At 67.9% G+C, this 19323-nt stretch carries 18 protein-coding genes; 2 read left to right on the top strand and 16 right to left on the bottom strand.

The window, feature by feature from the left end; translation table 11 throughout:
* Positions 1-22: 22 nt before the first annotated feature.
* Positions 23-1546 (top strand): alpha-N-arabinofuranosidase, encoded by a 1524-nt coding sequence (locus tag ACI3KT_RS00205; RefSeq protein WP_404901672.1) that lies wholly within the window; start codon positions 23-25, stop codon positions 1544-1546.
* Between the two features lie 109 nt (positions 1547-1655).
* Here ACI3KT_RS00205 and ACI3KT_RS00200 read toward each other — a convergent pair whose 3' ends face one another.
* The 16 genes from ACI3KT_RS00200 to ACI3KT_RS00125 all read right to left on the bottom strand — a co-directional run bounded on the left by ACI3KT_RS00200 (position 1656) and on the right by ACI3KT_RS00125 (position 18622).
* Positions 1656-2642 carry an arabinan endo-1,5-alpha-L-arabinosidase gene (locus ACI3KT_RS00200; RefSeq protein WP_404901670.1) on the bottom strand — a complete coding sequence of 329 codons (987 nt, stop codon included), beginning with the start codon at positions 2640-2642 and terminating at the stop codon, positions 1656-1658.
* The gene (locus ACI3KT_RS00195; protein ID WP_404901669.1) at positions 2639-4138 is read right to left on the bottom strand and encodes an alpha-N-arabinofuranosidase; all 1500 of its coding nucleotides are present in this window, start codon (positions 4136-4138) and stop codon (positions 2639-2641) included. Before ACI3KT_RS00195 ends, ACI3KT_RS00200 begins: the two co-directional genes overlap by 4 nt.
* Positions 4139-4171: 33 nt before the next feature.
* Positions 4172-4816, bottom strand: coding sequence for a YesL family protein (locus tag ACI3KT_RS00190; protein ID WP_404901668.1), 645 nt, complete (start codon positions 4814-4816; stop codon positions 4172-4174).
* Entirely contained in the window at positions 4813-6129 is a 1317-nt protein-coding gene (locus ACI3KT_RS00185) for an arabinan endo-1,5-alpha-L-arabinosidase (protein WP_404901666.1), read from the bottom strand. Before ACI3KT_RS00185 ends, ACI3KT_RS00190 begins: the two co-directional genes overlap by 4 nt.
* A gap of 2 nt (positions 6130-6131) precedes the next feature.
* Positions 6132-7043: a carbohydrate ABC transporter permease gene (locus ACI3KT_RS00180; RefSeq protein ID WP_307299236.1), complete on the bottom strand. Its 912-nt coding sequence runs from the start codon at positions 7041-7043 to the stop codon at positions 6132-6134.
* Between the two features lie 8 nt (positions 7044-7051).
* Entirely contained in the window at positions 7052-7951 is a 900-nt protein-coding gene (locus ACI3KT_RS00175; RefSeq protein WP_307299239.1) for a sugar ABC transporter permease, read from the bottom strand.
* Between the two features lie 101 nt (positions 7952-8052).
* Positions 8053-9375, bottom strand: a complete 1323-nt coding sequence (locus tag ACI3KT_RS00170; RefSeq protein WP_404901664.1) for an ABC transporter substrate-binding protein — start codon at positions 9373-9375, stop codon at positions 8053-8055.
* Between the two features lie 254 nt (positions 9376-9629).
* On the bottom strand, positions 9630-10640 hold the full coding sequence (locus ACI3KT_RS00165) for a LacI family DNA-binding transcriptional regulator (RefSeq protein WP_307299246.1): 1011 nt from the start codon (positions 10638-10640) through the stop codon (positions 9630-9632).
* A 109-nt stretch (positions 10641-10749) separates the two neighbouring features.
* Positions 10750-12195, bottom strand: a complete 1446-nt coding sequence (locus ACI3KT_RS00160) for a hypothetical protein (RefSeq protein ID WP_404901662.1) — start codon at positions 12193-12195, stop codon at positions 10750-10752.
* Complete coding sequence (locus tag ACI3KT_RS00155; protein WP_292907030.1) at positions 12192-12344, bottom strand: hypothetical protein; 153 nt, start codon at positions 12342-12344, stop codon at positions 12192-12194. Before ACI3KT_RS00155 ends, ACI3KT_RS00160 begins: the two co-directional genes overlap by 4 nt.
* 40 nt (positions 12345-12384) lie before the next feature.
* Positions 12385-13518, bottom strand: coding sequence for a bifunctional 2-methylcitrate synthase/citrate synthase (locus ACI3KT_RS00150; RefSeq protein WP_404901659.1), 1134 nt, complete (start codon positions 13516-13518; stop codon positions 12385-12387).
* A 2-nt stretch (positions 13519-13520) separates the two neighbouring features.
* The gene (gene prpB / locus ACI3KT_RS00145; RefSeq protein ID WP_404901658.1) at positions 13521-14435 is read right to left on the bottom strand and encodes a methylisocitrate lyase; all 915 of its coding nucleotides are present in this window, start codon (positions 14433-14435) and stop codon (positions 13521-13523) included.
* Complete coding sequence (locus tag ACI3KT_RS00140; protein WP_292907025.1) at positions 14435-15961, bottom strand: MmgE/PrpD family protein; 1527 nt, start codon at positions 15959-15961, stop codon at positions 14435-14437. The genes prpB and ACI3KT_RS00140 overlap by 1 nt, the downstream gene beginning before the upstream one ends.
* Positions 15958-16617: a GntR family transcriptional regulator gene (locus ACI3KT_RS00135; protein WP_404901657.1), complete on the bottom strand. Its 660-nt coding sequence runs from the start codon at positions 16615-16617 to the stop codon at positions 15958-15960. Before ACI3KT_RS00135 ends, ACI3KT_RS00140 begins: the two co-directional genes overlap by 4 nt.
* Before the next feature lie 90 nt (positions 16618-16707).
* Positions 16708-17550, bottom strand: coding sequence for a hypothetical protein (locus ACI3KT_RS00130; RefSeq protein WP_404901655.1), 843 nt, complete (start codon positions 17548-17550; stop codon positions 16708-16710).
* Positions 17551-17617: 67 nt separating this feature from the next.
* Positions 17618-18622, bottom strand: coding sequence for a DMT family transporter (locus ACI3KT_RS00125; protein WP_292907019.1), 1005 nt, complete (start codon positions 18620-18622; stop codon positions 17618-17620).
* 39 nt (positions 18623-18661) lie between these two features.
* Between ACI3KT_RS00125 and ACI3KT_RS00120 the strand changes: the two genes are divergently transcribed.
* Positions 18662-19195: a CGNR zinc finger domain-containing protein gene (locus ACI3KT_RS00120; protein WP_404901654.1), complete on the top strand. Its 534-nt coding sequence runs from the start codon at positions 18662-18664 to the stop codon at positions 19193-19195.
* The last annotated feature ends 128 nt before the right edge of the window (positions 19196-19323 follow it).

Genomic DNA, 19323 nt, shown 5'->3' with positions numbered 1-19323 from the left:
GAAAGCCACAACCAGGAGAACCATGCCCAACGCCCGCATCACCATCGACCGCGACTTCACGATCGCCGACGTCCCCCGACGACTGTTCGGGTCCTTCGTCGAGCACATGGGGCGCTGCGTCTACACCGGCATCTACGAGCCGGGGCACCCGCAGGCCGATGAACGCGGGTTCCGGCGCGACGTGCTGGAACTGGTTCGGGAGATGGGTCCGACGGTCGTCCGCTACCCGGGCGGCAACTTCGTCTCCGGGTACCGATGGGAGGACGGCGTCGGCCCCGTCGCCGATCGCCCCGTGCGCATCGACGGCGCTTGGCACACCATCGAGACCAACGCCTTCGGCCTGCACGAGTTCGTGGACTGGGCCCGCGACGCCGAGGTCGAGATCATGGAGGCCATCAACCTCGGCACCCGCGGGGTCGAGGAGGCACGTGCGCTCGTCGAGTACGCGAACCACCCCGGCGGCACCTACTGGTCGGACATGCGGCGCCGCAACGGCGCCGAGGACCCGTTCGACATCAAGCTCTGGTGCCTCGGCAACGAGCTCGACGGGCCGTGGCAGATCGGCCACAAGACTGCCGCCGAGTACGGCCGGCTCGCGCAGGAGACCGCGAAGGCGATGAAGCTCGTCGACGACTCGATCGAGCTCGTCGCTGTCGGCTCGTCGAATCGCGGCATGCCGACCTTCGGCACCTGGGAGCACACGGTGCTCACGCACGCCTACGACGAGGTCGACTACATCTCGATGCACGCCTACTACCGCGAACTCGAGGGCGACGCCGAGTCGTTCCTCGCCGAGGCCGTCGAGATGGACGCCTTCATCGACGGTGTGATCGCCACGATCGACGCCGTCAAGGCCGCAGGCAAGCACACGAAACAGGTCAACATCTCCTTCGACGAGTGGAACGTGTGGGACTTCGACCGGTACAACAACGAAGAGGAAGCGGCGATCGCGGCAGCCGGATGGCGAGAGCATCCGCGCCTGATCGAAGACACCTACAACGTGACGGATGCCGTCGTGGTCGGTACTTTCCTGAACAGCCTGCTGCGCCACGGCGATCGCGTGCACATCGCGAACCAGGCGCAGCTCGTGAACGTGATCGCGCCGATCCGCTCGGAGCAGGGCGGACCCGCCTGGCGTCAGACGAGCTTCTGGCCCTTCGAGCGGATGGCGCGCCTCGCGCGCGGCCGAATCCTGCAGCTCGCGGTGTCGGCGTCGCAGATCGGCACGAAGCAGTACGGCGACGTGGACTCGGTCGACGCCGCCGCGACGTTCGACGAGGAGACGGGCCGCGTGGTGCTGTTCGTCGCGAACCGTTCGCTCGAGTCGGCGAACGACCTCACGGTCGATCTGCGCGGCTTCGGCGCCCTGCGCGTCGTGAACGCCGAGACGCTCACGATCCCCGACGGCGGCGACCGCTTCACCGCCAACCTCGAGACCACGCCCGACGCCGTGCACATGGTGCCGCTCGCGGGCGCCGAGGTGGTCGACGGCGCCGTGCGGGCGACGCTCCCCGCGCTCTCGTGGTCGGTGATCGAACTCGCCTGAGCTGGCGCGCTGCCGGACACGAATGTCGGCTCAGATTACGGATGTCGGTCGAGAATCCGGGTTTCCACTGACATCTGTATTCTCGGCCGATATTTGTGCGGCAGCGCGCTCAGCGACCGTCGACCGTTGGCCAGCCGTCGGTCCAGGTGATCGGCAGCAGGCCGAGGGTCGGGATGCCGTCGGCATCCGCGTCGTAGAAGTGGAAGGCGAGCCGGTCGCCCGACACCGACTGGCCGCCCGGGCCGACGCGTGAGCCCTCGGACGTGAGCACGACAGTGCCCCCGTCGTCGAGCAGCGCCCCGCCGTCGGCGTCGAGATAGGGGCCGACCGCGTCCTTCGAGCGCCCCACGATGATCTCGTAGGTGCTGTCGACGCCCTTGCAGCAGAGGCCGCGCGAGGCGAACAGGTAGAACCAACCGTCGTGCGCGACGATGTACGGCGCCTCGATCGCGTTCTCGACCAGCCCGCGGTCGGCGATGAGGATCGGCTCGCCGTCTGAGGCGCGCAACCCGCTCGGCCACTCCAGTTCGACCATCTGCAGGCCTGAGAAGAACGACCCGAACGACATCCACGGCACGCCCTCGGCATCCTCGACGATCCCCGGATCGATCGCGTTGAAGTCCTCGCCCTCCGAGGAGATCACCTCGCCCCGATCGACCCATTCGTATGCGGGGTCGTCGGGGTCGAGCGTCGTGTTGGTCGCGAGCGCGATCACCGAGCGGTTGCTGCCGAAGGTGGATGCCGAGTAGTAGAGGTACCAGGTGCCGCCGTGCTCGTAGAGCTCGGGCGCCCACAGGTTGTCGACTCCGGGCACGGCCGCAGGCAGCCACTCGGGCTTCGTCTTCCAGACCTCGCCGACGTACTCCCAGCTCGCCCCGTCGTCCGAGCGGCGGATCTGGATGTTCCCGTCGCCGATCTGACCGTTGCCCGTCGAGTAGATGTAGTCGCCGTCGTCGGTGTGCACGTACGCCGGGTCGTGCACGAACACGTCACCAGACAACGATGGCGCGACCGGGGCGCCCGAGCATCCGAGCAGCACCGCCGCCGCTGTGACGATCACAGCGGCGGCGACAGGCCGGGAGAAGCGACGGATCACGAGAGCGCGAGCGCCGACCAGGAGACGGGCGGGAGCGTGACGGTGAGCACGCCGTCGGCCAGCACAGCACCGTCGAGCTGCTTCAGCCCGACGCGATTCTGGTCGGCGAGCGTGTTCTTCGCGTACACGTCGTCGTCCCACAGCGTGACCGCCTCGTCGATGCTCGAGGCGCCGAGCTCGGTCACGGCGATCTGCACCTCGATCGACTCGGTCTGGCTGCGGTTCACGAGGAACACGGCCGAGTTCACGCCGTCGGTCGTGACGACCGAGTCGACCAGTGGTGCGTCGCCGTAGACGGCGGTCGAGTAGGTGCCGACGTCGATGCGCGGCTTCACGATCTCACCCTTCGCGAGACGCGAGGTCACCGAGAACGGGAAGAAGGTGGTCTGACGCCACGCGGCGCCGCCCGGCTCCGTCATGATCGGGGCGATCACGTTCACGAGCTGCGCGAGAGAGGCCGACGCGACGCGGTCATGGTTCTTCAGCAGTGTGATGAGCAGGTTGCCCAGCACCACGGCATCCGCCACCGAGTAGACGTCCTCGAGCTGTCGAGGGGCGACGCGCCATTCGTCGTTGACCTCGTCGGAGGCCTGGTGCTCGTCGAGGTACCAGATGTTCCATTCGTCGAAGGAGAGCTTGATCTTCTTCTTCGACTTGAGCTTGTTGCCGACGTGGTCGGCCGTCGCCACGACGGTCTCGATGAAGTACTGCATGTCGAGCGACGAGGCGAGGTACGAGGCGAGGTCGCCGCCGCGCTCCTGGTAGTAGGCGTGGCAGGAGATGAAGTCGACGTGCTCGTAGGCCTGCTCGAGGACCGTGCGCTCCCAGTCGCCGAAGGTCGGCATCGACGAGCTCGACGACCCGCACACCACGAGCTCGAGATCCTTGTCGGCCGTCTTCATGGCCTGTGCCGTGCGGGCGGCGATCTTGCCGTAGTCCTCGGCCGTCATGTAACCGGTCTGCCAGGGGCCGTCCATCTCGTTGCCCAGGCACCACATCTTGATGCCGTGCGGTTCGACGGTGCCGTTCGCGATGCGCTGGTCGCTGAGCGCGGTGCCCGAGGGGTGGTTGCAGTACTCGAGCAGGTCGAGGGCCGCCTCGATGCCGCGCGTGCCGAGGTTCACGGCCATCATCAGCTCGGAGCCGGTGAGCTTCAGCCAGCGGGAGAACTCGTCGACGCCGACCTGGTTCGTCTCGATCGAGTGCCAGGCCAGGTCGCGGCGGACGGGCCGCTGATCGCGGGGTCCGACCGAGTCCTCCCAGCGGAAGCCCGAGACGAAGTTGCCGCCGGGGTAGCGGATCGTGGTCGAGCCCAGCTCGCGCACGAGGTCGACGACGTCGAGACGGAAGCCGTCTTCGTTCGCCGTGGGGTGGCCGGGTTCGTAGATGCCGTCATAGACGCAGCGGCCGAGGTGCTCGACGAACGAGCCGAAGATGCGCCGATCGATGGGAGCGACGACCGCCTCGCGGTCGATGGAGATGCGTGCCTTGGTCACGGGGTTTTCCTTCTCTGAGTGGTGCTGAGGTCTTCAGGCCGCGATGCGTGCGGCCGGATGCTGAGGATCGATCTTCGCCAGCCGGTGGTCGATCAGACGCACCGAGACGGCAAGAGGGAGCGACGCGCCCACGAGCGGGATCACGACGGGGAAGATCGCGGCGATGATGCCGAAAGCGCCGAGGGCGACCAGCACGCCGATCGCCGTCATCGGCGAGCTCAACGGCACCGCCACCGCGTAACGCAGCAGCGCGAGCGGGGTGTCGCGATAGCGCACGAGTAGCGCGACGGTCACGATCGCGGTGAGCACGACGAGCGACGCGACGACCGTCGCGAGCGCGGTGAGGGCGGCGGATGCCGGTCCCGCCAGCGCCGGCAGCACGAGGAAGTCGGCGTACAGCAGCACGGCAGCGGCCAGGAGCGGGATGCCGGTCAGGTTCGCCCGCCGGAACGATTCCCGGTACGCGCGGACGAACCCGCGCACCGTGCCCTCGTCGCTGCTCCCCCGCAGGAGGACGGTGGCGGACGCGACGGCAGCGGGCATGATGCCGCACACGACGAGGCCGACGATCACACCGCCCGCGAAGAGCAGATTCACGAGGACTAGCGTCCACACGGCCTGCAGCATCTGCATGACCCGGCCGGTCCAGCCCAGGCCCACTTGCGCTTCGGCGCTCACGACGCGACCGCCTTCGAGCCGCTCCAGACGACGCCCTGCTCGTCGATGCCGCTGAATGCGAGGACGGGCCGCCCCGCCACCGGATCCCACGCCCCGAACACCACCGCGTCCAGGGTGACGATGTCGTGCGCGCCACGAGGCGTTTCGTCTCGGTCGCTGGCGCTCCCTCGCTCAACGACCAGTCGCGCTACCAACGGCTCGCCGTCCGTCACCACATCCGAGACCAGGCGCACGCGCTCGGCGTCGATCATGGTCGACACCTCGGGCGCGAAGCGCACGGCATCCCATTCGCCACAGGCCGGCTCAGCCGCGGCGAGCCGTTCGGTGCCGACACCGGCGAAGGGATGCGGTGACACGACCGGCCAACCCGATGCCGTCCAGTGCACACGGCGTACCTGAGCCTCGTGCTGGGTCGGTGCTTCGGCGAACCTCACGTGGTGCACCATGAACGTCGCGTCGCCGTCGTGGAAGATCGAGTTGTGACCCGGTGCGATGAGGCCGGTGCCACCAGGGAACCGCAGCCCGCCGAGGATCTTGGTGCCTGAGGCCAGGGCGTCGGCATCCGGCGACACCGTCAGCTCGCGTCCCTGGTGGTCGAGGTACGGGCCGGTGATGTCGTCGGACACCCCGACCCTCACGTTGTAGGTGTCGACGAGCGAGTCGTACGAGACGAACAGGACGTACCGGCCGTCGCGCTCGACGACGTACGCGCCCTCGATCGCACCGTCGACGCTCTGCGGACGCCGGGCGATCAGGGTCCCTGGTTCGTCGCGCACGCGCAGTCCCGTCGACGCCGACAGTTCGACGGCGTGGATCCCACCGAAGAACGAGCCGTAGATCATCCATGGCGAACCCGCGCGATCGAACACGATCGCGGCGTCGATCGCGTTGAACGAATCGCGTTCGTGCTGCGTGGCGATCACGATGCCCTCGTCGGTCCAGGGGCCGGCGAGATCGGATGCGGTGGCGAGTCCGATCGCCGAGGTGCGAGACCCGAAGGTGGACGCGGAGTAGTACATGTGCCAGCGGGTGGTGCCGTCGGCGGTGGGCCAGCGGACCACCTCGGGCGCCCAGAGACCCGCGGCGCCGGACCATTCGGCGGCAGGACGCGGGACCCCGCCGAGGGCGGTGCCCCGGTAGGTCCAGGTCACGAGGTCGGGCGAGGTGCGCACGTGCGCGCCGGCCGGGATGTGCTCGGCGCCGGCCACGGCATCCGTCGAGAACATGTACCAGAGGCCGTCATCGCCGCGCACGACCGTGGGGTCGTGCGCGTGCCGCGCCCCCCAGCCGCTCGTGTCGGTGTCGGTCGTCATGATCAGCCCTTCGCTCCGGTCAGCGCGACCGACTCGATGATCTGCTTCTGGAAGACCACGAACACCACCAGCACCGGCACCAGGGCGATGAACGACGCCGCCATGATCAGCGGATAGTCGGTCTGGCTGGCGTAGGTCGCGTTGAAGCTGGCGATCACGAGCTGCAGGGTCTGACGCTCGGGGGTGTTCAGGTAGATGATCGGGGCGAGGTAGTCGTTCCACACCGCCATGAACCACAGGATGAACTGCGCGGCGACCGCCGGTCGGATCGCCGGGAAGATCAGCGTGAAGAAGATCCGCAGGTAGCCCGCTCCGTCGAGCTTGGCCGCCTCGATGATCGAGTCGGGGACCGAATCGAGGTACTGCCGGAGGAAGAAGATCATCACGATGTTCCCGAAGAGCCCCGGCAGGATCAGCGGCCACAGCGTGTCGACGAGGCCGGCATCCGCGAACATCTTGAACTGCGGGATCATGATCGTCGGGAACGGGATCATGATCGCCGCCAGCAGCGACAGGAACACGACGTTCTTGAACGGCAGGCGCATCTTCGCGAAGGCGAATGCGGCGATGGCCGAGCTGATGGTGCCGACCACGGTGACGCTGACCGAGACGATGAGGCTGTTGACGATGCCGCTCGCGAGCGGACCCGCCGACCACACCCTGATGTAGTTCTCCCACTGCACCGGATCGGGGATCCACTGCGGAGGCAGTGCGAACACCGCTTCCTTGGTCTTGAGCGAGGTGCTGAAGGTCCACACCAACGGCGCGATCATGATGATGCCGCCGAGCGACAGCACCGCGAAAACGATCGCGTTGACGATCCGGTACTGCGAGGTGCGTGTGCGCCCGGTGGCCGCGGCGCGCTTCGCGCGCGGAACCGTGAGCGCGACGGTCTCTGATTCGTTCTGGAACATGATGGGCCTCAGTCGATCGAGAACTGGAAGCGGCGGTTGATCTGGAACTGGATGGCCGTGATCACGAAGACCAGAAGCCCCAGCACGACCGACATCGCGGTGGCGTAGCCCATCTGCAGGTAGTTGAACGCCTTCTGCCAGATGTACCAGACGATGGATGCCGTGGAGAACTCGGGCCCGCCGGTGGGGGTCATGATGTTGATCTCGATGAAGATCTGCGCGCCGCCGATGATGCTCGTGACGACGAGGAAGAAGGTCACCGGGCTGAGCATCGGGATGGTGATGTGACGGAACTGCTGCACGGCGTTCGCGCCGTCGATCGCCGCGGCCTCGTAGAGGTGCCGCGGCACCGACTGGAGGGCGGCCAGGTACAGCAGCATCGAGAAGCCGATGCCCTTCCAGACCGCCATGATGACGATCGCCGGCTTCGCGGTCTCGGCGTTCTGCAGCCAGTTCGGACCGTCGATGCCGAACATCGCGAGCACCTGGTTGATGAGTCCGAAGTCGCCGTTGTACGCCCACTGCCAGAGGATCGCGACCGCCGCCAGCGAGGAGATCACCGGAACGTAGTACACCGTGCGGAAGAAGGTGGTGCCGCGCATCTTGCGGTTGAGGGCGAGGGCGAGCAGAAGAGACAGGACCAGGCCGATCGGGATGCCGATCATCATGAAGACGGTGTTGCCCATCGCCTTCCAGAAGTAAGGATCGGCGAACATCTCGGTGTAGTTGTCGAGACCGTTGAAGACCGGATCGCTCAGCCCGTTCCACTTGGTGAACGAGGCGTAGAACGAGAACAACAGGGGGTAGGCGGTGAAGATCAGGAAGCCGAGTACGGGGATCGCGATGAACGCGGCGGCCACGAGATGCTCGCGGCGGTGCAGTCGGGAGCGCCGGAGGGTCGTCGACATGGTCACCTCTTCTCAGGAAGCAGGGGTTCTTGTGCAGAACGCGGTGGGGTGGGGGATGCTGATGCCCGGGAGCCGCGTTCTGCACGCGGCTCCCGGAGCGATCAGCCGATGCCGGCGTCGGCGTTGGCCTTGTCCAAGAGCTCCTGCATGCGCGGCTGCACCTCGGCGAGGTAGTCGGCGGCGGACTGCTTGCCGTCGAGGACGGGCTGGATGTTCTTGAACAGCTCGTCGTACCACTCGGCGGAGTAGGTGGTGTTCGCCGGGAGCGGGCGACCGTAGTCGTTCGCGATGTCGAGGAACTCCTGCTTGTTCGCGGGCGGGAGCGTCGAGGCGGTCACCCAGGAGTCGGCCATGTCCTTCAGGTTCGGGATCTGCACGCCGGCGTCCACGAGGGACTGCTGCGCGGTCTCGTCGGTCGAGAGGTAGATCGCGAGCTTGGTGGCGAGGTCGGCGTTCTTCGAGGATTCCGAGACGGCGATGCCGAGGGTGCCGGTCCAGGTCGCGGTCTCACCCGTGGCGCCGACCGGATAGGGGATCAGATCCCAGTCGAAGTCGAGCTTCTCGTAGGTGGGCACGTCCCACGGGCCGACGGGGAAGAAGCCGATCTCGCCCTGCATCCACCGCTGGTACGTGTCGAGCGTCTGCGCGTCGGAGGTCGACGGGGTGACCTTGGCGACGTTCGACATGTCGGCGAAGAACTGCAGAGCCTCGGCGAACTCGGGGGTGTCGACCGTGACCTTCGTGTGGTCCTCGTTCAGCCAGTCGCCGCCGTTGGACCAGACGAACGACTGCAGGTTCCACTGGACGTTGAGCCCGGTGCCCCACTGGTCGAGCGTGCCGTCGCCGTTCGTGTCCTTCGTGAGCTGCGTCGCGACGTCGAGGAACTCGTCCCACGTGTAGGGCTTGTCGGCGTCGGGCAGCGGGATGCCGGCGGCCTCGAACATGGACTTGTTGTAGCCGAACGAGAAGGGACCGATGTCCTTGGGCATCGCGTAGATGTCGCCCTGGCCCATGATCTTGCCGTCGAAGCGGTAGCTGTCGATGCCGTAAGCCCAGATGTTGTCGAGGTCGGCGGAGGCCTCGACCTCCTTGGTGATGTCTTTGATGATGCCGGACTTGACGTAGGCCTGCACGCTGCCCGGGTCGACGTAGAACACGTCCGGGATCTGCTTTCCGGTGATCGCCGCCTTGAGCTTGGTGCTGTACTCGTCGGCCGTCGTCATGATGATCTTCACCTTGACGTCGTTGTCCTTCTCGAACTGCGTGATCGCCGCGGTGTACGCCTCCTTCTCCGCGTCGTTGCCGCGGAACATGAAGGTGATCTCGTCGGAGCCGGAGCTGCCTGCGCCTCCGGCGGAGCATCCGGTGATGGTTGCCGTGGCGAGCGCGATGGCACCCGCAGCGGCCAGGATCCGTGACTTCATTGTGCTGTGTTTCCTCTCGGGAGCGGACTTCGATGTCGGTCGCGCCGGTGATGAGCAGATACGTGTCGGGGCGACTATCACTCGTTCTACAACGTTGTAGTAAACGTTGTAGAAGTTATTGTCGTCGGAACCGCGCCCGGTGTCAACACGAATTCTCAGCGCACGTCATCGCGAACGCACCTGGTCCCGCGAGACCAGGAACGCACGGCGTCAGAGTCGACCCGCTTCGCGAGTCGACCGCCGCCGGTGTCGCCTCAGCTCGCGGGCGCCGACTCGCGCTGCAGGATGCGGTAGTCGGCCAAGAGCGTGCGGGGCGGAGCATCCGCGTCGCCCGCGATCCGCGCGAGAAGCGTCGAGACCGCCGTCCGCGCGATCCATTCACGCCCCGGATCGACCGTGGTGAGGCTCGGAATCGAGTACTCCGCCTCGTCGAGACCGTCGAAGCCGAGGACGGCGACGTCATCGGGCACCCGGCGCCCCGATTCCTGCAGCACGCGCATCGCTCCCAGGGCGAGCGTGTCGTTGAGGCCGAAGACCGCGTCGAACTCGGCGCCTGCGGCGAGCAGCTCGCGCATGGATCGCGCACCGTTCGCGCGGTGCCAGAGGGTCGTGTAGCCGATGATGCTGTCGTCGTAGGCGATGCCCGCGGCGTCGAGGGCTTCGCGGTACCCCTGGAGTCGCAGGGCCGCCGAGCCGATGAGCTCGCCTTCGTGCGCCCCGACCACGGCGATCCGTCGGCGCCCCTGCGCGATCAGATACTCGGTCGCGGCCCGAGCGGCCTCGACGTTGCGCATGGTCACATGATCGGTCGGCCCGTCGAAGATGCGCTCGCCGAGCAGCACCATCGGGAAGTTCACGTCGAGGGCCGCCGCGTCGTCCTGCCCCATGCCCAGCGGGCTGAAGATGAGGCCGTCGGTGAGCTTGAGCCGCGGGCTGCGCAGCAGCTCGAGCTCTCGCGTCCGGTCGGCGCCCGTCTGCTCGACGAGCACGACGACTCCGGCAGCCTCGGCCTCGCGGATCACCTCTGCGGCCAGTTCGGCGAAGTAGGCGAGGCTGAGGTCGGGCACGGCGAGAGCGATCGCGCCGGTACGGCCCGATCGGAGGTTTCGCGCGGTGAGGTTGGGGGTGTACCCGAGCTGCGCGATCGCCGCCTCGACCTTCTCGCGCGTGGCAGGCCTGATGTGCGGGTAGTCGTTGATGACGTTCGACACCGTCTTGATCGACACCCCGGCCAGCCCCGCGACGTCATGCAGCGTCACCGCCATGCGCACCCCCTTCACTCGCGCTCACTCTACAACGTTGCAGGTCGCCGAACCGTCGAGAAGAACGCTGCGGGTCCGCGCCGTTCCGAGGAACGTCGCGGACCCGCGGCCGTCACTCCCAGACGACGGAGGGCGTCTCGGCGGAGAAGTCGACCTTCGGGGTCAGCACCTCGCCGCCGAAGAGGACTTCGAACGGCTCGGTCGACGAGCCGTTCGAGGCCTGGAGCGTGATGTCAGCACTCCAGTAGTCGTACGTCGTCACGATCGCGCGCTCGCTCACGTAGGCCTCGAGGTTGTCGAGCTTCGACTGGTTCTCGGCGTCGATCGTGCGGGTGACCGTACCGTCGACGGGCGTGTAGCCGTCCTGGCTCATGGTGCTCGTGTTCATGCCGCACGGGGTGTCGAGCGTCTTCATCGCGAGGCACTCGGCGAACGAGGCCTTGACCAGCTCGCGGAACGACGTGGTGCCCGCCTCGCTCAGGATCGGCTTCACCTCGTAGAGCGCTTCGGTGTCGTCGTCGGAGGCGACCACGAGGGTGCTCTCGCCTTCGATCGCGAACTGCTCGGGACCGACCGCGAGCTGGTAGGTGCCGGGGAAGACGTACACGCTGTCGGTCGGCGCCTCGGCGCCGTTCACCGTCAGGCCGAGCCCCTCGAATCCGTACAGGCCCGAGAACGACACGAGACCGTCGACGATCGTGAGCTCGGTGCCGTCATACGACGGGTTCACGTCGAACGTGCGGTCGACCTTGGTGTCGCCGATGGTGAAGGTGACTGCGACCTGGGTGTCGCCGTACTCCCCCTCGGATTCCTTGCCGACCTTGATCTTGTCGATCTTGCCGAGCTTCAACGACTCCTTGAGGACGTCGGCGGTCAGAAGATCGTCGCCTCCGTAGTTCTCGACGTAGGTGACCGCCTTCTCGGCGTCGCCGTCGGCGAGCGCCGTCAGGTACTGCTCGACGTACTCGGACGCCGAGGGCTTGGCCGGCCGCGTCACGATCGGGACGATCACGGCGGCCGCGATCGCGAGGACCACCACTGCTCCACCGCCGATCAGGCCGAACAGCAGCCCCTTCGACATCGGCTTCTTCGGTGCGGGCGCGAAGCCGGCAGCCGGGTAGGCCCCGGGGTAAGGGGCGTTCGGGTCGCCGGGAGCTGCAGCGCCCGGGTAGGCGGCAGGGCCTCCGGGCGGGTAGGCGTTGGGGTCGCCCTGCGGAGCGGCGGGATACGACGCGTGGGGGTCGGATGCCGCGGCATACGGCTCCGTCGGCGCTGCAGGGTAGGCCTGCGGGCCGCCCTGGCCGGGAACCGCGTAGGGATCCGGCGCTGCGGTGGGAGCAGCCCCCGGGTAGGCCGCCGGCGCCCCCGGGTACGCGTTCGGATCGAACGACGGCGGCTGCACGGGCTCGGGCTGGTATGGCGGCTGCGGCTGCACGGGCTCGGGCTGGTATGGCGCGGGCGGCTGGACGGGCTCCGGCGGAACCGGCGCGGCGGGCGGTGCCGGCGGTTGTGTCGGCTCGGGCTGGGACGGCTGCGGGTTCTCCGGCGTTTCGGTCATGGCTGCTCTCCGTAGACGCCGTCGACCACGGCATCCGCTCTGCTCTTCGTCACCTGGAAGAGGTGACCCCCTCCCCCGGCCGCGGTGCGTGCGACGGGGAACTCCTTCAGGGTACCGTCAGCCAGGGCAAGGATCGGGTCCTTCGTCATGGGGAGTTCTGCCCATGACGAAGGACCGTCACGGCCGAGCTCAGCGCGCGATATGCCGCTCGTCGACGCCGTCGTAGTGCGAGAGCGGGCGGATGAGCGCGTTCGCTCCGGCCTGCTCGATCACGTGCGCCGTCCACCCGGTGACGCGTGCGGCGACGAACAGCGGCGTGAAGGTGAGGGTGTCGAAGCCGATGAGGTTGTACGCCGGCCCCGACGGGTAGTCGAGGTTCGGGTAGATCCCCTTGCGGGCGACGAACTCGGACTCGAGGGCGTCGTACAACTCCGCCACGTCGCGCCGTCCGTAGTGCTCGACGAGGGTGTCGAGCGCGGCCTTCATGGTGGGCACTCGCGAGTCTCCGCGCTTGTACACGCGGTGCCCGAAGCCCATGATCTTGCGCTTCTCGGCGAGCGCCGTGTCGAGCCAAGACTTCACGTTCGAGGCGTCGCCGATCTCGTCGAAGATGTGCAGCACGGCCTCGTTCGCGCCCCCGTGCAGAGGACCCTTGAGCGCGCCGATAGCGCCGACGACGGCCGAGTACAGGTCGCTGAGCGTCGAGGTGATCACGCGCGCGGTGAACGTCGAGGCGTTGAAGGAGTGCTCGGCATACAGGATCATCGAGCGGTTGAACGCGTCGACCACGACCGCGTCGGGTTCGGCGCCGAAGGTCATCCAGAGGAAGTTCGCCGAGTAGTCCAGGTCGTCCCGCGGCGCGATGGGCTCCTCGCCGCGACGGCGGCGCTGTCCGTAGGCGACGATCGCGGGCAGCGCCGCGAACAGGCGGATGCTGCGCTCGAGGTTCTCGGCGGGGCTCCCGCCCGCGTTCAGCACCGAGCCGCCGGCATTCGGATCGGAGGCGCCGATCGCACTGACCGCCGTGCGCACCTCGTCCATCGGGTGGGCGCTCACCGGGATGAGATCGATCACGGCCTTCACCTCGTCGGCGAGCGCACGGTGGGCACGCTCCGTCGCACGCAGCTCGGCGAGCTGCTCGGCATCCGGCAGCTCACCGTTCCAGAGCAGGTACGCGACGGCCTCGAACGGCTGGGTCGCGGCGAGCTCCTGCACGGGGTACCCGCGGTACAGCAGGCTGTTGGTCTCGGGGTTGACCTTCGAGATCGCGGTCGTGTCGACGACGACTCCGGCGAGGCCCTTCTTGATGTCCGGCTCGGTCATGGTCACTCCTTCGTGGTGTCCCGCTCGACGCGGAAGTTGAAGACGCCCGAGTCGAAGTGGTTGTACGACTCGTAGTCGATCAGATCGTAGAGATCGGCCCGATGCTGCATCTCGCCGAGCTTCGAGGTCAGATGCCCCTCGTCGTTCAGCGTATCCAGTGCGCGGCCGGCCGACCCCATCGCGATGCGCAGCAGCGAAACCGGCCAGATGACCATGCTCACACCGGCATCCCGCAACTGGTCGACAGGGAACAGCTCGCTCTTGCCGAACTCGGTCATGTTCGCGAGGATCGGGACGTCCACGGCGTTCGCCATCGCCTCGAACTCCGCGAGCGTGCGCATCGCCTCGGGGAAGATCGCGTCGGCCCCGGCGTCCACCAGCGCCTTCGCGCGGTCGATCGCGGCCTCCAACCCGTCGATGGCACGGATGTCGGTGCGCGCCATGATGAGGAAGTTCTTGTCCCGTCGGGCGTCGGCGGCGGCGCGGATGCGCTTGATCGCCGTGTTCTCGTCGACGACGCTCTTGCCGTCGAGGTGACCGCAGCGCTTGGGATTGATCTGGTCCTCGATGTGCGTGCCGGCGAGCCCGGCATCCTCGAGCTCCTGGATCGTGCGGGCGACGTTCATCGGTTCGCCGAAACCGGTGTCGGCGTCGACGATCGCGGGGAGGTCGGTCATGCGGGCGATCTGCTTCGCCCGGCCGGCCACCTCGGTGAGGGTCGTGAGCCCGATGTCGGGGAGTCCGAGGTCGGCGGCGAGCACCGCGCCCGAGATGTAGACGCCGTCGAAGCCCTTCTCCTCGATCAGCCGCGCGCTGAGCGGGTTGAAGGCGCCGGGCAGGCGCAGCAGCTCGCCGCTCGCGAGACGCTCGCGGAACAGCCGCCGTTTCTCGGCCGGAGTGACCGTGGAGTAGAGCATCAGAAGAGCCCCTTCGGGGCATCCGCGGCCTCGAGCAGGCCGGGCCGCGCGATGATCGAGAGCTCGCCGACCTCGGCGGCGGTGAGTTCGGGCAGCCGCTGCACGAGCTCGAGGAACCGCTCGATCTCGGCGGGCTCGAGCACGGGTTCTGCGAGCAGGCGGAACTTCGCGATGTAGTTCTCACGGGCGAACGGACGGGCTCCCAGCGGATGCGCGTCGGCCACCGCGATCTCGTCGACCACGGTCGTGCCGTCGGTCAGACGGAACTCGACGCGACCGCCGAAGGCCTTCACGTCGGGATCCTCGGAGTGGTAGCGGCGCGTCCACTCGGGATCCTCGGCGGTGGTGATCTTGTGCCACAGCTGGACCGTGTCCGGTCGAGCAGCGCGTTCGGGAGCATAGGAGTCGACGTGGTGCCAGCCGCCGTCCTGCAGTGCCACCGCGAAGATGTACGGGATCGAGTGATCGAGGGTCTCACGCGACGCGGTGGGGTCGTACTTCTGCGGGTCGTTCGCCCCTGAGCCGATCACGTAGTGCGTGTGATGGCTGGTGTGCAGCACGATCGACTCGATGTTCGCGGGGTCGCGCAGCGCCGGGTTCTCGGTGCCGAGCTTGCGGGCGAGATCGATCCACGCCTGCGCCTGGTACTCGGCCGAGTGCTCCTTCGTGTACGAGTCGAGGATCGCGCGCTTCGCCTCGCCGACGGCAGGCAGCGGCACCTCGTATGCGGCGTCATTGCCGTCGAGCATCCAGGCGATCACGCCGTCCTCGCCTTCGTAGATCGGCGAGGGACTGGTCTGCCCGCGCATCGCGCGATCGACGGCTTCGACGGCCATCTTTCCCGCGAATGCCGGCGCGTGCGCCTTCCATGTGGAGATCTCGCCCTTGCGGCTCTGACGGGTGGCGGTCGTGGTGTGCAGCGCCTGGCCGACGGCCTGGTAGATCGTCTCGACGTCGAGGTCGAGCAGCGTGCCGATGCCAGCTGCAGCCGAGGGCCCGAGATGCGCGACGTGGTCGATCTTGTGCTTGTGCAGGCAGATGGCGCGCACGAGGTCCATCTGGATCTCGTAGCCGGTCGCGATGCCGCGCACGAGTGCCCGACCGTCCTTGCCTGCATGCTGGGCCACAGCGAGGATCGGCGGGATGTTGTCTCCGGGGTGCGAGTACTCCGCCGCGAGGAAGGTGTCGTGGTAGTCGAGCTCGCGCACCGCCACGCCGTTCGCCCACGCCGCCCATTCTGGACTCGTGCGGTGGTCGAGGGCTGCGCCGAACAGGTTCGCACCCTGGCCGCCGGTGGACACCGGGTGGCTGAACGCCTGTGCGCGCGCCGCGTTGATCGGGGCGCGGGTGAGGGATGCCGCGGCCACCGAGGCGTTGTCGATGATGCGGTTGATGATCATGTCGACGACGGCCGGCTCGACCTCGACGGCGTCGACCGCGACCTCGGCGATCTTCCAGGCGAGCTGGCCTTCACGGGCCAGATTCTCGTCGCTGCGGTGGACCCGGACGTGGTGGGTGACGGTCATTTCTGTCCTTCGTTCAGGGTTTCGAGGATGCCGGTGAGCGCGTTGTGCAGGTGCACGTGCGTGGCATGGGCGGCCAGGTCGCCGTCGCGATCGGCGAGGGCTCGGGCGATCGTGCGGTGCTCGGCGGCGGATGCTTCGAGCCGGGCGGGCTTGTCGCGAGCCATCCGCCGCACTCTCACGAGGTGCGTGCGCACGGTGCGCAGGGCCGAGGCGATGTAGTCGTTGGCCACCGCCGCATCGAGGGCCGCGTCGAAACGGGCGATCAGGGCGTAGTAGGCGTCTCGCCCCTCGACGGCCGTGAGATCGACGTGTGCGAATTCTTCGGCGAGGTTCCGGAACAGCGCGGCGTCGCCTCGGGCCGCGGCCAGCCGGGCCGAGGTCTCCTCGAGCGCGCGACGGATATCGAACAGCGCGCGGATGTCGTCGGCATCAAGGTCCGCCACGACCGTGACCCGGGGCGACTGCTGCACGACGAGGCCGTCGGCGGCGAGGCGGCGCAGCGCCTCGCGCATGGGCGTCCGACTGACCCCGAGCCGCGCGGCCTGTTCGACCTCGCCCAGCACGAAGCCTGCGGGGAGCAATCCCGATTGGATGCCGTCCAGCAGATCCGCGTAGGCGCGATCGCTCGCGCTGATGCGATCGGCGGCGAGGGTCATTTGATCAGTGTATACATAAACAAACACTGTGCGGCTCGAAAGCCCCGCTCGCGTTCCTCCCCGTATACATTCGAGTCGAGGCGGGGCACGTCATTCACGCCTCAGATACGAGTTCCACTTCACCAGGAACGCGGAGATGATCACCCCTCCGGCCGGCACCACTTCTTCGACGGCGGGCTGCGGGTCACCCAGGGCGGCGAGGTCGACGAGCGCCGCCGTTCGCAGGGCGACGATTCGCTCCTGCTCCTGCGCACTCAGCTTCTCCAGCGTCTCCGCCTGCAGGCGCGCGGCGATGGCATCCACCTCCGGCCGCATCCGAGCGACCGCGACGTTGATGGCCGTGTCGATCTCCTCGCGCTCCGCCGGACGGAGCGCGCGCACCAGCAGCACGAGTATGAGTCCGGCGATTCCGATCGCACCCGCGCCGAACACGAGCGGCGCAACCGGCATCGCAGGGCGCGTCAGCTGGAACGCTGCGGCCACCGCTAGCGTGACAGCGATCCCGATCTGCATCCGCACCATTCCCCAGTTCAGCGGACGCCACCCGACCGCGATCAGCACGATGAGGTCGCCCAGCCCCGAGATCGTCGCCAGAACGAAGAGGATTCCTTCCGTCTCGTAGGGATCGGACCTCAGACCGGCGGCGAGCGCCGCAGAGAACGCTCCGCTCAGCACCGCGGCGAACAGCACGAAGGTCGACCATCCTGCGTGCGGGTTCCGCGCCCCGTACTCCCAGCGCAGCCGCCTGCGGCACTCGCGCCACGCCTCGTCGGCCGCGTCACGCGCCTGATCCCAGAGATCGAGTGCGACGTCCCGCCGCCCGGCGACGTCGAAGGCCACCCGCTCGACGTCCTTCGCATCGAAGTGCTTCGCCGCGACAGGAAGGCGCGACCGCACGGCGACGACCTGCTTCTCGAAGTCGTCATCTGCCACGGACTCAGGGTAGCCACCCGCACTGGGAGCCGACGGACGTGAGAATGCCCGACGAAGGCGAGCGTCGTCAGCGGTCGACAGGCCCACTCCGCTCGACGGGCACCGCTTCGACGACGAGCGAGGGTGCACCGGCATCCGCTTCGCCGAGCTTCACGACGACGACTCCCGCGAGCACGAGCGCGCCTCCGATCGCCTGCACGGGTCCGGGGATCTGACCCAGCATCAGAGCGCTGAACACCATCGCGGCGACCACCTCGGAGAGGGCGACGAACGACGACAGGCGGGAGCCGAGCATCCGCGTCGACGCGATGCCGAGGATGTATGCGAGCGCCGTCGCGATCAGCCCCATCGCAAGCACCGGCACGAACCACGGCACGCTCCCGACGCTGTACTCGACGTCGGCGGTGGTCCACTCGAACGGGAGCACCCCGATCAGCGCGGCGATCGCGAGGCCCACCGCTCCGATCAGCAGGCCGAGGCCCGCGAGCGCGATCGGCGGCAGCCCGGTGTCGGCTCTGCCCGAGAGCACGAAGTAGGTCGCCGCCCCGATCATCGCACCGAGCGCGAACAGGATGCCGCCCAGATTCACCTGCGCGCCGGTGAGGATGTCGAGCATCAGCACGAGACCTACGAAGGCGACGGCCGCGCCGAGCAGGCTGCGCCTGGTCGGCTTCTCGCCGCGCCGGATCCACAGCCAGAGCACGACGGCGATGGGGGCGGTGTACTCGATGAGCAGGGCGATGCCCACGTCCATGACGGCGACCGCCTGGAAGTAGCAGAGCTGCGCGAGCGTCACCGCGAGCACTCCGTAGACGAGGACCATGACGGCGTTGCGGCGCACGATCCGCCATTTTCCCCGCAGCGCGAGAAGGGTCGGCACGAGGAGCACGAGCGCCGCCACCCACATCCGCACCGTGACAGCCGCGCCGGGGCTCCAGCCTGCATCGATGAGCCCGCGGGCGAAGACGCCCGACATGCCGAACGACACGGCCGCGCCGAGCGCCACCAGCATCCCGCGGCTGACGCCCTGGCGCGACGCGATTCGAATGCTGTCATCGGCAAGTGTGGTCATGACATGTGACGCTACGCGTATGCGATGTAAGATGTCAATATGATCTTCACCAATGACACGGAAGACGCGCTCCGCTCGGCCGTCTGGCTGGTGAACACCGCGGAAGCGCCGGACACGCTGACGGACGCCGCAGACGAGGCCGAATTCCTCGAGGAGTTCCCGTTCACCGGGCGCGTGGATCGGGATGCCGTCGAGCTCGACGCGCTGCGCCGCATCCGCTCGCAGCTGCGCGCCATGCTCATCGCGCCGCGCGATGAGATGGCCACGGCCGTCAACGAGGCCCTCGCGTCGGTGACGCTGACGCCACGGTTGACCAGGCACGGCGACATGGACTGGCACCTGCACGCGGTCGCCGACGACCGCCCCCTCTCCGAGCGCGTGCTGATCGAGACGGCCATGGCCCTCGTCGACGTCATCCGCACCGACGAGGGCTCACGCATCTCCGTGTGCGACGACGACTCTTGCGAGGCCCTCGCCCTCGACCTCTCACGCAATCGCTCGAAGCGCTACTGCTCGACGACCTGCGCCAACCGCAACGCCGTCGCCGCCTACAGGGCGCGGCGTGCCTCCTGATCGATCCCCCGCCGCCTCCAGGTCGCCCCTCCCGCGCCACCGCGTTCCCGACGCGCCGCCCCCGAATATGCGCGAACAACGTGGTGGCACGTCGACATCGTGGTGGCGGGGCATCATCGCACCACCGG

This window comes from Microbacterium sp. ZW T6_19 (assembly GCF_044987465.1).
GTDB classification, from domain to species: Bacteria; Actinomycetota; Actinomycetes; order Actinomycetales; family Microbacteriaceae; genus Microbacterium; species Microbacterium natoriense_A.
This window is presented reverse-complemented; position numbering and strand designations above follow the sequence as displayed.